This is a genomic window from Croceitalea sp. MTPC6, from assembly GCF_036985525.1.
Taxonomy (GTDB): Bacteria; Bacteroidota; Bacteroidia; order Flavobacteriales; family Flavobacteriaceae; genus Croceitalea.
Map to the genome: position 1 here is coordinate 96933 of NZ_BTGR01000004.1, position 12302 is coordinate 109234.

13 protein-coding genes and 1 pseudogene are annotated in these 12302 nt (G+C 35.2%); 3 read left to right on the forward strand and 11 right to left on the reverse strand.

The features are described 5' to 3' along the window. Positions 1 to 33: 33 nt before the first annotated feature. The gene (gene dnaG, locus AACP56_RS09400) at positions 34 to 2007 is read right to left on the reverse strand and encodes a DNA primase (protein ID WP_339337361.1); all 1974 of its coding nucleotides are present in this window, start codon (positions 2005 to 2007) and stop codon (positions 34 to 36) included. A 64-nt stretch (positions 2008 to 2071) separates the two neighbouring features. Between dnaG and AACP56_RS09405 the strand changes: the two genes are divergently transcribed. Then, entirely contained in the window at positions 2072 to 2314 is a 243-nt protein-coding gene (locus tag AACP56_RS09405; RefSeq protein WP_339337360.1) for a zinc-ribbon domain-containing protein, read from the forward strand. Here the strand turns inward: AACP56_RS09405 and AACP56_RS09410 are convergent, their stop codons facing one another. From AACP56_RS09410 to AACP56_RS09425, 4 genes and pseudogenes are all read right to left on the reverse strand, one after another. Next, complete coding sequence (locus AACP56_RS09410) at positions 2315 to 3394, reverse strand: hypothetical protein (protein WP_339337359.1); 1080 nt, start codon at positions 3392 to 3394, stop codon at positions 2315 to 2317. Between the two features lie 84 nt (positions 3395 to 3478). Further along, a complete protein-coding gene (locus tag AACP56_RS09415; RefSeq protein ID WP_339337358.1) occupies positions 3479 to 4210 on the reverse strand; it encodes a hypothetical protein in 732 nt (243 codons plus the stop codon). A gap of 39 nt (positions 4211 to 4249) precedes the next feature. Continuing rightward, positions 4250 to 4814: pseudogene (locus AACP56_RS09420) on the reverse strand (RNA polymerase sigma factor). An 83-nt stretch (positions 4815 to 4897) separates the two neighbouring features. Beyond that, positions 4898 to 5875 carry a polyprenyl synthetase family protein gene (locus tag AACP56_RS09425; protein WP_339337356.1) on the reverse strand — a complete coding sequence of 326 codons (978 nt, stop codon included), beginning with the start codon at positions 5873 to 5875 and terminating at the stop codon, positions 4898 to 4900. Positions 5876 to 5983: 108 nt separating this feature from the next. Between AACP56_RS09425 and AACP56_RS09430 the strand changes: the two genes are divergently transcribed. After that, positions 5984 to 6478, forward strand: a complete 495-nt coding sequence (locus tag AACP56_RS09430; protein WP_339337355.1) for a DOMON domain-containing protein — start codon at positions 5984 to 5986, stop codon at positions 6476 to 6478. A 1-nt stretch (position 6479) separates the two neighbouring features. Here the strand turns inward: AACP56_RS09430 and rlmN are convergent, their stop codons facing one another. The 6 genes from rlmN to rsgA all read right to left on the reverse strand — a co-directional run bounded on the left by rlmN (position 6480) and on the right by rsgA (position 11736). Next, positions 6480 to 7520 carry a 23S rRNA (adenine(2503)-C(2))-methyltransferase RlmN gene (gene rlmN, locus AACP56_RS09435; protein WP_339337354.1) on the reverse strand — a complete coding sequence of 347 codons (1041 nt, stop codon included), beginning with the start codon at positions 7518 to 7520 and terminating at the stop codon, positions 6480 to 6482. 79 nt (positions 7521 to 7599) lie between these two features. After that, positions 7600 to 8649, reverse strand: coding sequence for a tRNA preQ1(34) S-adenosylmethionine ribosyltransferase-isomerase QueA (gene queA, locus AACP56_RS09440; RefSeq protein WP_339337353.1), 1050 nt, complete (start codon positions 8647 to 8649; stop codon positions 7600 to 7602). Between the two features lie 84 nt (positions 8650 to 8733). After that, a complete protein-coding gene (locus AACP56_RS09445) occupies positions 8734 to 9963 on the reverse strand; it encodes a 3-phosphoshikimate 1-carboxyvinyltransferase (RefSeq protein WP_339337352.1) in 1230 nt (409 codons plus the stop codon). 44 nt (positions 9964 to 10007) lie between these two features. Continuing rightward, complete coding sequence (locus AACP56_RS09450) at positions 10008 to 10334, reverse strand: nucleotide pyrophosphohydrolase (RefSeq protein ID WP_339337351.1); 327 nt, start codon at positions 10332 to 10334, stop codon at positions 10008 to 10010. Then, on the reverse strand, positions 10334 to 10786 hold the full coding sequence (gene dtd / locus AACP56_RS09455; RefSeq protein WP_339337350.1) for a D-aminoacyl-tRNA deacylase: 453 nt from the start codon (positions 10784 to 10786) through the stop codon (positions 10334 to 10336). The genes AACP56_RS09450 and dtd overlap by 1 nt, the downstream gene beginning before the upstream one ends. Continuing rightward, positions 10786 to 11736 (reverse strand): ribosome small subunit-dependent GTPase A, encoded by a 951-nt coding sequence (gene rsgA, locus AACP56_RS09460; protein ID WP_339337349.1) that lies wholly within the window; start codon positions 11734 to 11736, stop codon positions 10786 to 10788. Before rsgA ends, dtd begins: the two co-directional genes overlap by 1 nt. A gap of 107 nt (positions 11737 to 11843) precedes the next feature. On the opposite strand from rsgA, the gene AACP56_RS09465 reads away from it, so the two are divergent. Beyond that, positions 11844 to 12284: a hypothetical protein gene (locus tag AACP56_RS09465; RefSeq protein WP_339337348.1), complete on the forward strand. Its 441-nt coding sequence runs from the start codon at positions 11844 to 11846 to the stop codon at positions 12282 to 12284. Positions 12285 to 12302 lie beyond the last annotated feature (18 nt).

The window sequence follows — 12302 nt, forward strand, 5'->3', positions numbered from 1 at the left end:
ATGAAAACCCCAAAATTCTGGGGTTTTTCTTTTTCAGGAAAGTACCCTGTTCAATTTAGCATTTAACAATTTATTCAATTGTAGGTAATTCATTATTTCTTCTAAAGTTTCAGAATTATCTTCTCTTTCCCCATTCGTATCTTCTTGGAGTTTTGCAATTCTGCTTTTAATTAGATTACATCTTAATGTAAGTATGGTTTCACCCACTAGTTGAGCTACCCCATGTTCTTTTTCTTTGGGATAGATATCCTTACGCTCCCAATCATGTAATACATATTTCTCTTCTTCCATTAAAATAGAAGAGACTTCCCCAACAAAATCTTGATCTAATACATTTAAAAAAGAGTTGATAGAGAAATCCTCGTTTTCATTTAATCCTTCTATCAACTTATAGTATATGGTTCTAAAGCTTTCGTTGGTCAATTCTATCTCATCTTCCTGAAGGTCTAAGTATACTTTTTCATATACTTTGGCTTCAATTACCTCTGGAGCCAAAATCAAATCCCCTTCCTCGTTCTCCTTTAACACTAAATCTTCAAACTCTTGTTTTTGGTTCCCATATAACAAGAGCATCTCTATTATTTTTCTTTCTAACTCATATTGAACATCAACCTTTTCTACAACTTGGTCATTTTTGACCACTTCAAAAGCTTTTTGTTCCAGCCTTAATTTTTTTGTGGCATCCGCAGCTCCTTTTTTACCTATTTGAGCTAAAGTATTGTAAAGTACTTCCTCTGAAATCTGCATAATCTTAGCGCATTCCTGGATATAGATTTCCTTCTGGATTTGATCAGGAATTTTAGAAATACTGTTTACAATATCCCTAACGGTTTCTGCTCTCTTTATAGGGTCGTTTGCAGCTTCTTCAGCAAGGAGTGATGTTTTAAACTGTATGAAGTCTTTGGCATTCTCCTCTAAATAAAGTACAACGTCTTCATAGGCATTATTCTTGGCAAAACTATCCGGGTCTTCACCTTCTGGAAATGAACATACCTTAACATTCATCCCCTGTTCCAAAATTAAATCTATACCCCGTAGCGAAGCCCTTAATCCAGCTGCATCACCATCAAACAGAACAGTAATGTTTTTTGTTAATCTATTGATCAATCTAATCTGTTCAGGAGTCAATGCTGTACCGCTCGAGGAAACTACATTCTCTATACCACGCTGATGCATTTGGATAACATCTGTATAACCCTCTACTAAGAAACAGTTGTCATTCTTGGCTATTGCTTGTTTAGCATAATAGATTCCATAAAGGACTTTGCTCTTGTGGTAAATATCACTCTCTGGGGAGTTTAGATATTTAGCGGCCTTTTTATCATTTGTCAGTATTCTACCCCCAAAACCAAGAACACGACCGCTCATCGAATGAATAGGAAACATGACCCTTCCCTTAAAACGGTCAAACTTTTTACTTTCTCCTGCGGTTTGTTCCTTTACAATGGTAAGTCCCGTTTTTTTTAAAAACTCTAGTTGATAACCGTTATCCAATGCATTTTTTGTAAAAGCCTCCCACTCGTTTGGGTTATAACCCAAGCCAAACTTTTTAATAGTGTCATCTGTAAACCCGCGTTCTTTAAAATAAGTAAGCCCTATTGCTTTTCCTGGTTCTGTTTCCCAGAGCGTCTCTATAAAATATTTACTGGCATATTCTGAGACCAAGAACATACTTTCGCGTTCATTTGCCTGCTCTTTCTGCTCATCAGTTTGTTCGGTTTCTTCAATTTCAATATTATACTTTTTGGCGAGATATTTTATAGCCTCTGGATAAGTAAAATGCTCATGCTCCATTAAAAAAGCAACCACATTACCACCTTTACCACTACTGAAATCTTTCCAAATTTGTTTCACTGGACTTACCATGAAACTAGGTGTACGCTCATCTGAAAATGGACTTAAACCCTTAAAATTAGTCCCCGACTTTTTAAGATTTACAAAATCACCAATAACCTCCTCTACACGAGCAGTCTCATACACTTGGTCTATGGTAGTTTTTGAAATCATGTTTTCGCACTAAAAATATAGCCTCTAAAATTATTACATTTAGAAGTAAAATCTCTTAAGATAAATGATTCTTTTCTTCGGAACAAAAACAGGTAAACAAACTATCCAGAAATTAAAAAATACCGCTTGCCCATACTGTTCTCAAATAGGAACAATAAATGTAATTGCACAAGCCAATTATTTTCATTTGTTCTGGATACCATTATTTAAAATAGGAACATCCCACTATGCAGAATGTTCCCATTGTAAGCGTGTTTATTATAAGCAGGAATTTAGTCCAGAGATGATTGAGGAAATCTCGAACTAATTATAAATCAAATCGAAGTCCCAGGGAGATATTATGCTGGTCTATAGCTGCATCTTTAAATATTGGATTTAAATCATACTTCACATAAAGTAATGTTCCGCCAACTCCCATGTAAGTACTCAAGCCATAAATTAAATCACTAGTATTATAATCACGCTTGAACTTGTATTTTACACGTTCTCCGTTAAAATCATATTTTAACTTTTGGCGTGTACCAATATTAAATCCTCCGTAAGCACCAATACCAAATCTAAACTGCTTGTGAATTGAATATCGTATGGTTTTTTCTGTTTCCCTAAATTTTGAAGGACCAAACTCAAAATGGACTGGAAAAACCAAATTATCCATTCGCAATTTTGATTTTCTCAATTGCACATCAAACTCCTGTAGTTCTGTTTGGTCCCCATTTTCCACAAAAAATTGATTGTCATTTGGTTTTAAACCATTGAACTGAAATGAAAATCCATAATTTAATCGCATAAAATTTGAATTTTTAAATACACGTGTTCTCCATTGTATTCCTAACTCAAAAAATCGACTGCCTCCAATTTTGTAAGGAGAATCATCTAGGGATTGCCCATCAATCAACGCATTGTTTAGCCCAATTGCCATTACCAAATCTGAGTACGTCCTGCGGTCATATTTAAGTTCACGTCTCCAGTTTTTAGTGCTAAAAAAGATTTCTTCAAAGGGTTTTCCATTAACGTCTATACCTATTCTTACCTGGTCTTCTACATTTGCATCCTCACCCATATCATTCAAAATAAGTCCATCATTTCTTTCCAATAATGCAATTCTATTATCAATTATCGCTAATCTATTATCAATGTTCAGCGCTCTTTTTTTAGCAACTTCCGCTTTTAAGGTTTCCGCCTCAGAACTGGAGATGGAACCACGCTCAACACGTTTGTTTATTTCTTCAACCTCTAACCTTAAAGCTTTTTTCTCCTGTTGTGTGATTTTCTCTTTTTGTTTTTTTAGAGTCTCGATTTTCTTGTGATAGTTGTCGTTTTGCGCTACTATATTCTGAGTTAAAAACAATAGTACTAAACCTACTAGAATTGTTGTAATTTTTTTCATGATGATTTTGATTTTTACAAGCCTTGCCCTGCCCCCTCGTAAAAGAAGGGGTCAAGTACAGGCCAATTAATGATTGATGAATATTTAGTTATTACGGTCGGCTACGGCTGTGCGTGCCTTAATAAAGCCTTGTTTTAATTTTTCAAAGATTTTGTTTCTAAAAGATTGATCTATCTCAGTTTCAACTTCATTAAGTAATGCTGTCGCATCCACTTTACCGTCTTCCTGAAACAGGCGTTCTTTTAAAACTTCTTGCTGTGCTGTCCTCAAAAGGGAATCAATTTCAGCATCGGTGACTTGGTTGGCCGTACTCTCCAAATTGATTACGGTTGCGAGGACCTCCTCTACTTTTTTATCAATAATCAAATTCTCTGCTTTAGTAGTCACAAAACTATCTTTAAGAGTACTTTTTTCTTTAGATTTAGGTATCGCCGCTATTAGTCTTTTTTCATCTTTAATAGCTTTCTCTTTAACAAAGTTGGTTTCAGAGTTCACTACATGAGTTTCTTTATCAACTTGAGGAATATTCTCTTTTTTACTCGACTCAATAACACCTGCTTTTTCTATGCTTTTTAAGTCATTTTCCTGAGTATTCTCGATATCCACAATTTCAATTGCCTTTTGATTATTGAAATACATTACTGAAATAACCAAAAGACCCACTATACTTGCTGCTATAGCATACCAATAAGTGCCTTTGCGCTTCTTTTCAGCTTGAGCACCCAGGGAAGATTCTATTTGCTGCCAAGCTTCATTACTTGGAGAAATCTTTCGCTCTTCTAGCTTTTCCTTTATATGTTTTTCTAACTTTTCCATACTCTGTTTTTAACACTTCGATAGGCTCAGTGTGACATCTCAATGTGATGCTTTTTTTGTTATTCCTTTTAATTTTAAATTCTCCTGAAGCATTTTCCTCGCCTTAAATAATTGCGATTTGGAAGTACCTTCGCTTATTCCCAACATCTTTGCTATTTCATGATGTTTGTATCCTTCAACTGCATAAAGGACAAAAACCATTTTATATCCTTCTGGCAGCGCATCTATCAATTGCTGTACTTGTTCAACGTCTATTACTGAAGTAGTTTCCTCTAGAATTCGTTCTTTATTTTCAAAAACCTCATCGTCAAAAACAACAAACTGTTTTTTTTCGGAGGTATGAGATGCTTTCACGAACCATTATTTTGCGAATCCATCCTTCAAAACTTCCTCGATGTTCAAACGCTTCAAGGTTTTTAAAGACCTTTACAAACCCATTAACCATTACATCTTCAGCAAAATGAATGTCCTTAATGTATTGGCGGCAAACACTCAACATTTTTGGCGCAAACTTCTCATAAATAGTGCGTTGTGCCTCTCTGTTACTAGCAATTGCTTTTTTTATCAATTGCTTTTCATTCGAATAAAATGAAATAATCTTCAATGTTCTCGGTTTGTTATTGGCACTCTAATGCACCCTTCTATAAATATAGACGAGAGGAAAATAAAAAAGGTTGTCTGGAAATATTATTTTTTTCGGTCAACTACATAATTGACCATAAGAGTAAGTGCAGCTTTGTATTCAGAATCATCATAGTTGTTGAGTAAAGCCAGTGCTTCGTCCTTAAATTCAAGCATTTTGGCAACAGCGTAATCCAATCCCCCTTTTCCCTTTACATAAGCAATAACTTCCTTTACACGCTTTTTATCTTTATTGTGGTTTTTAATGGAGTTGATGAGCCATCTTTTTTTCTCCTTTGAGCTGTTGTTCAAAGCATAAATAAGCGGTAAGGTCATCTTTTGTTCTTTAATGTCTATACCGGTCGGTTTTCCAATTCTTTCACTCCCGTAATCAAATAAATCGTCTTTTATTTGAAATGCCATTCCACATAACTGTCCAAATTTTCTAAAAACAGCAACTTCTTCGGAATCTGGTTTTACCGAAGCCGCTCCCATACTACAACAAGCTGCAATTAAAGTGGCTGTTTTCTGTCTGATAATATCGTAATAGACCTCCTCGGTAATATCCAACCGTCTCGCCTTCTCGATTTGCAACAATTCGCCTTCGCTCATCTCTTTTACTGAGTTGGAAATAATCTGTAATAAATCATAGTCCCCTTTTTCGAGAGCCACCAATAATCCCTTTGAAAAAAGATAATCTCCAACCAAAACGGCAATCTTATTCTTCCAAAGCGCATTTATAGAAAAAAATCCGCGACGTTTGTTGCTATCATCCACTACATCGTCATGCACCAAACTTGCCGTGTGAATAAGTTCTATGATAGATGCGCCTGTATAGGTTCGTTCTTCAACTTTTCCTTTGTTTAAAAGCTTGGCAGTTAAAAAAACGAACATAGGTCGCATTTGCTTCCCTTTTCTGTTTACGATGTAATAAGTAATGCGATTGAAAAGTGCTACTTTAGAAGACATAGAATTGCGAAACTTCTCCTCAAAAAGTTCCATTTCCTCCTCTATGGGCTCACGTATTTGTGCTACAATTTTCATTAACACTCAAATATAGTTACATATACCATTTTTAACGAGATGTTATGACCAAAATTCATGGCCATAATTTAGATTAGAGTAAAATAAGTCTACTTAAAAGAATAAATTATGTGGAATAAAATAATCCTTTTGGTTGTTATTTGTTTGTTTGGCATAAATCAGAAAGCGCCTAACCATATTAAAGTTGAACAGATGGATATTAGTTGGGAGATTAACAAAGACATTATTGAATTTACTGCTACGGCTCCAGACGATGGTTGGATTGCTATTGGAATAAATTCTGAGGATAATATTATTGGTGCAAATCTGTACATGATTAATGTTACTAAAAATGGTGTTCTTGCAGAAGATTTTTATGTAGTTAGTGCTGGGAATCCTAAACCGGTCGAAGAGTTGGGTTCAAAATCAAGAATCATAAATTTTTCTGGTGAAGAAATCAATGGTAAGACCAAAGTCAAATTTTCCATTCCTACAAACAATGCAGACGACTATCATTTTAATCTTAAAGAAGGAGAAAAGACGTGGTTAGTATGTGCGTACAGCATGGAAGATGAATTTGATCATCATTCGCGTATGAGGAAACATGTTAAGGTTATACTCTAACTCATGTTTTGTTAGCCAGCTGCCCGCAAGCAGCATCAATATCTTTACCTCTAGAATGGCGTACGGTCACAGTAATTCCATTTGCTTCTAAAGTTTTTTTATATAGCTCTATAGCTTTGTTTGAGGCCTGTTGAAATTCTCCGTCATCTATGGGGTTATACTCGATAATATTCACTTTGGAAGGTGCAAAACGGCAAAATTTGACCAACGCATCCACATCTTTTTTCGAATCATTAATTCCTTCCCAAACCACGTACTCATAGGTAATACGATTTTTGGTTTTGGCATACCAATGTTCCAAAGAAGCTCTTAAATCTTTTAAAGGGAAGGTTTCATTAAAAGGCATTATGGAAGTACGCACCTCATCTATGGCGGAATGGAGTGATACTGCCAGGTTAAATTTAACTCCATCATCTGCCATTTTCTTAATCATTTTTGGGACTCCGGAAGTTGAAACCGTTATACGCTTTGGAGACATTCCCAAACCTTCTTTGGAGGTTATTTTTTCAATGGACTTAAGTACGTTATTGTAATTCATCAATGGTTCTCCCATTCCCATGAAAACAATATTGCTCAGCGGTCTGTCAAAATATAATCTGCTTTCATTATCTATAGCGACAACTTGGTCATAAATTTCATCAGGATTTAAGTTTCGCATTCGCTTTAACTTTGCAGTTGCACAAAACTTACAATCCAAACTGCAACCTACCTGACTTGATACACATGCTGTGGTTCGAGTGGCGGTAGGAATCAAAACTGATTCCACTATTAAACCATCATGAAGACGTACAGCGTTTTTAATAGTACCATCATTACTGCGCTGCATTTGGTCTACCTTGATGTGGTTGATCACAAAATTAGATTCAAGCATATCCCTTGTCTCCTTTGAAATATTAGTCATTACATCAAAGGAATGTGCAGCTTTTTGCCAAAGCCATTCATAGACTTGGTTGCCCCTAAAAGCTTGATTTCCTTGAGAAACAAAAAAATCTCTAAGTTGATCTTTGGTCAACGATCGTATGTCTTTTTTTTCTTGCTTCACTGTAACAAAGGTAGGAAATGAAAAATCCCGACTACATCGGGATTTTCTAGATTCCCACTTTTGTGGGAATGAATTTTTTTTAGAGAATCAACATCGCATCCCCGTAAGAATAAAAACGGTATTGTTCCAAAATTGCCTGTTTGTATGCTTTTTTCATTAAATCATGGCCCATAAACGCTGAGACCATCATCAATAAAGTTGATTTTGGCAAATGAAAATTGGTAACCATACAATTGGCAATACTAAAATCATAGGGAGGGAAAATAAATTTGTTCGTCCATCCTTCAAATGTATTCAACATATGGTCAGAAGATACTGCACTTTCCAATCCACGCATAACGGTAGTACCTACAGCACAAATACGTCTCTTTTCGAGTTTTGCATTATTTACAATATCAGTAGCTTTTTCATCAATCACCAATTCTTCGCTGTCCATTTTGTGTTTGGACAAATCCTCAACCTCTACTGGGTTAAACGTACCCAATCCTACGTGCAAAGTAACTTCGGCAAAATCAAGTCCTTTTATCTCCAATCTTTTTAAAAGGTGCTTAGAGAAATGTAGACCGGCAGTGGGTGCTGCTACTGCGCCTTCATGCTTTGCATAAATGGTCTGGTAACGACTTTCATCCTCTGGAGTAACATCCCTTTTTATGTACTTTGGCAATGGTGTTTCTCCCAACTGCCTCAATTTTCTTCTAAAATCTAAATATGAACCGTCATACAAAAAACGAAGTGTACGACCTCTAGAAGTAGTATTATCAATTACTTCGGCCACCAAGCTTTCGTCCTCTCCAAAGTATAATTTATTACCAATTCTTATTTTTCTAGCGGGATCGACCAAAACATCCCAAAGACGTTGCTCCTCATTTAATTCACGAAGTAAAAAAACCTCAATACGTGCACCTGTCTTCTCCTTATTACCGTATAATCTAGCAGGAAACACTTTGGTGTTATTCAGTACCATTACATCTCCTTCATCAAAATAGTCAATCATGTCTTTGAACATTTTGTGTTCAATCTTTCCGGTTTCCCGATGAATGACCATCAATTTAGATTCATCCCTATTTTCTGCGGGATATTCTGCTAATAATTCTTTTGGAAGCTCAAAATTGAAGTTTGATAATTTCATGGAATCTATTTGGTTTTTTTCAAAGATGGCAAATATACAATCTTGGGATAGGGGTTGTCAAGCAATTCTACAATTAATTCGGAATTAGACCTTATTTACTGTAATTCCAATAGTTTTCATATCCTTCCAAAAATCTGGATATGATTTTGAAACTACACCTGCATCATTGATAAATAAATCTGTTTTAAATGCTATTGGAGCAAAAGCCATTGCCATTCTATGGTCATTATAAGTATCTATTGCTATATCCTTTTTAAGGACTTTACAAGTCATAAGTGTGAGGCTTTCCGAAGTAATCGCAACCTCAGCACCTAGTTTTTCCAATTCTATTTTCATAGCTGCCAATCTATCGGTCTCTTTTATAGGCAAAGTATGTAAGCCTGTCAAATGACAGTCCATTCCCAAGCCCAAACAGGTTACCGCAATAGTCTGTGCTATATCTGGAGCATTTCTAAGGTTTAAGCTGAAAGTCTTAGGTTTTAGTTCATCCTCCTTTTTTAGTAGTATTGAATTTTCTAGAAAAGTAGTTTTTACACCAAAAGCTTCATAAATCTTAGATAGTATGCTGTCCCCTTGTAAAGAGCTCTTTTTGTAACTGGAAAGTTTAATCTCACTTCCTACTCCTGAGAGTGCTACAATACTATAAAAATAACTTGCAGCACTCCAATCTGATTCCACTACCAAGTCCTTAGCAGCTACTTTTTCCATTGGATACACTCTAATACTATTCCCTACAAAATCAGAATCTATACCTACTTCTTTTAATAAAGCTAAGGTCATTTTGATATAAGGCACCGAAGTAATTTTACCTACTAACTCGATTTCTAACCCCTTTTCTAAACTAGGTGCAACTAAAATTAGGGATGAAATATATTGACTACTAATGTTGGCGGGTAAACTTACCGTACTTTTCTCTAGATTTTTACCCCTTATTTTTAATGGTGGGTAACCTTCATTCCCAGCATAAGAAATATCCGCCCCCATACTTATAAGCGCATCTACCAATACCTTTATGGGTCGCTCCTTCATTCGGTCAGAACCGGTCAAAATTACCTCTTTTCCTTCACTAATAGCAAAATAAGAAGTAAGAAAACGCATTGCTGTGCCCGCATGGTGAATATCTACTTCTCCCTTAGAAATTTTAAGGCCTTTTTCCATCACTTGGGCATCATCAGAATTGGAAAGATTAGCAATCGTAATGTTTTGAAAAAGTGCTTGAAGCAAAAGCAACCTATTGGTTTCGCTTTTAGATCCCGTTATTTTTATTTCAGTATTTAATACTATATCCGATGGACCGGAAAGATGAAGTTTCAAAATTGCCTACTTAGATTGGTGAAAATAAAAGCTCAAATATAACTTTATTTGAGCTTTTGATTATTTTGATGACGGTCGTGATCACGTTTTGTTTTTAAATCTAACTTTTTATCAAAAGCTTGTTGTAAATCTATGCCGGTTTGGTTGGCCAAACATAATACCACAAATAAAACATCTGCCAACTCTTCGCCCAAATCTTTACCCTTATCAGATTCTTTCTCACTTTGTTCCCCATAACGACGCGCAATAATTCGTGCAACTTCACCAACCTCTTCAGTTAATTGTGCCATGTTGGTCAACTCGTTGAAGTATCGCACTCCATGGTTCTTAATCCAATCATCAACAGCTTTTTGGGAGTCTTGTATGTTCATTATTCTTTGTTTTTAGTATCAATTGCGATAGTAATTGGACCATCATTCAATAATTCCACCTTCATATCAGCACCAAAAATACCTGTCCCAACTTTTTTACCCAATTCTTGTTCAAATTGATTTACAAATTCTTCATACAATGGAATAGCAATTTTTGGTTTTGAAGCCTTTAAATATGAAGGCCTGTTCCCTTTTTTTGTAGAAGCATGCAAAGTAAATTGACTTACAATAATTGCTTCTCCATCAATCTCATGAAGGGATTTGTTCATTACACCTTCCTCATCATTAAATATCCTAAGGTTTACAATCTTTCTTGAAAGCCAAACAATGTCTTCAGTGCTATCTAAATCTTCAATACCAACTAAAACCAAGAGTCCTTTATAAATCTTTGAAATTAAATTGCCATCTACAGTAACACTGGCTCTAGACACTCTTTGTACAACTGCACGCATTATTGTTCCTTATAAATATCTACTCTGTAATTCTCATCTTCTCCGTTTACCATCTGAACATAACTGCGGTATCTGCTCCAAGAAGCTTGATTATTTTCAAGTGCTTTTTTAACAGCACATTTAGGTTCATCTAAATGCATACAGTTATTGAACTTGCATTCGGATTTTAGTTCAAAAAATTCTGGAAAATAATCCCCTATTTCGTCCTTTTCCATATCTACAATTCCAAAACCACGGATACCCGGTGTATCGATAATTTTAGCCCCAAAGGAAAGGTCGTACATTTCTGCAAATGTAGTCGTGTGCTGCCCTTGCAGATGCTGCTCGGAGATTTCTGCAGTTTTCAATGCCAGTCCACGCTCCAAAGCATTCACTAAAGTGGATTTTCCCACTCCAGAGTGACCTGAAAACATACTTATTTTATCTTTCATCAATTCTTTTACCAAATCTACATTAATTCCATTTTTAGCTGAAATTTCAATACATTGGTAACCAATATCCTTATAGAGTTGTAATAAATAATCTACTTCCTCTTTTTCTTTATTATCATAAGAGTCTATTTTGTTGAATAGTAAAATTGCAGGGATTTCATAGGCTTCAGCAGTTACTAAAAAACGATCTATAAAACTGCTAAAAGTAGTTGGGTTATTTAAAGTGACCATTAAAAAAACTTGGTCAAGATTAACTGCAATAATGTGGGTCTGTTTAGAAAGATTGACCGATTTTCGGATAATGTAATTCTTTCTTTCCTTAATTTCATGAATAATACCAATAGTTTCGTCCCCCTTTTTTTCCAACTCAAACAATACAATATCCCCAACAGCTATTGGATTGGTACTCTTTATTCCCTTAATTCGAAATTTACCTTTTATACGACAATCGTAAAAGTTGCCTTCTTCCGATTTAACGGTGTACCAACTTCCTGTAGATTTATAAACGATTCCCTTCATTAAGAGGCATGTTGATAACAATTCATAGAATAACAAAGAAACAATTTTCTTTTCTTAAAAAATGGTATTAAACTTGATAAGTCATAATCAACAAAAACAAATCAATTATGAAAAAAGTACTTTTTATTGCCTTTATCGCTTTGGCTTCAACTTTTGAAATGAATGCTCAACAATTTAAAGTTATTACCAGTGTAGAATCTATTGTTCCCAATGGGTTAGGTAGATCAAGAATTGTCAATGCCCTTGAAGATAAAGACTATCGTGAATACACTAGTGTACAAACTGATGAAGACAACACGAGAAACAAATCAAAAAGAGGTGAGATTAGAGTTAAGAATTTTGAGGAAACCAAATTATTGAACTTCTACAATATTGGCGGTATTCGTTTTCAGAATATTGCTGCCAATGATGCTTTGTTAACATCTATGATCAATGATATGGTTGCCAATGGTTGGGAACTTGCATTCGTTACCAGTGCCGTTGAAAGTGAAGGTGGCAAGGGTGATGGTAAAGGTATTTTTATTACGAGATATATCTTTAAAAAGTAAGATTTCTTTTTCCAAATA

Coding starts and splice junctions, on each gene's coding strand:
- dnaG (WP_339337361.1), bottom strand. CDS start 2,007: ATGATTTCAAAAACTACCATAGACCAAGTGTATGAGACTGCTCGTGTA.
- AACP56_RS09405 (WP_339337360.1), top strand. CDS start 2,072: ATGATTCTTTTCTTCGGAACAAAAACAGGTAAACAAACTATCCAGAAA.
- AACP56_RS09410 (WP_339337359.1), bottom strand. CDS start 3,394: ATGAAAAAAATTACAACAATTCTAGTAGGTTTAGTACTATTGTTTTTA.
- AACP56_RS09415 (WP_339337358.1), bottom strand. CDS start 4,210: ATGGAAAAGTTAGAAAAACATATAAAGGAAAAGCTAGAAGAGCGAAAG.
- AACP56_RS09425 (WP_339337356.1), bottom strand. CDS start 5,875: ATGAAAATTGTAGCACAAATACGTGAGCCCATAGAGGAGGAAATGGAA.
- AACP56_RS09430 (WP_339337355.1), top strand. CDS start 5,984: ATGTGGAATAAAATAATCCTTTTGGTTGTTATTTGTTTGTTTGGCATA.
- queA (WP_339337353.1), bottom strand. CDS start 8,649: ATGAAATTATCAAACTTCAATTTTGAGCTTCCAAAAGAATTATTAGCA.
- AACP56_RS09450 (WP_339337351.1), bottom strand. CDS start 10,334: ATGAACATACAAGACTCCCAAAAAGCTGTTGATGATTGGATTAAGAAC.
- dtd (WP_339337350.1), bottom strand. CDS start 10,786: ATGCGTGCAGTTGTACAAAGAGTGTCTAGAGCCAGTGTTACTGTAGAT.
- rsgA (WP_339337349.1), bottom strand. CDS start 11,736: ATGAAGGGAATCGTTTATAAATCTACAGGAAGTTGGTACACCGTTAAA.
- AACP56_RS09465 (WP_339337348.1), top strand. CDS start 11,844: ATGAAAAAAGTACTTTTTATTGCCTTTATCGCTTTGGCTTCAACTTTT.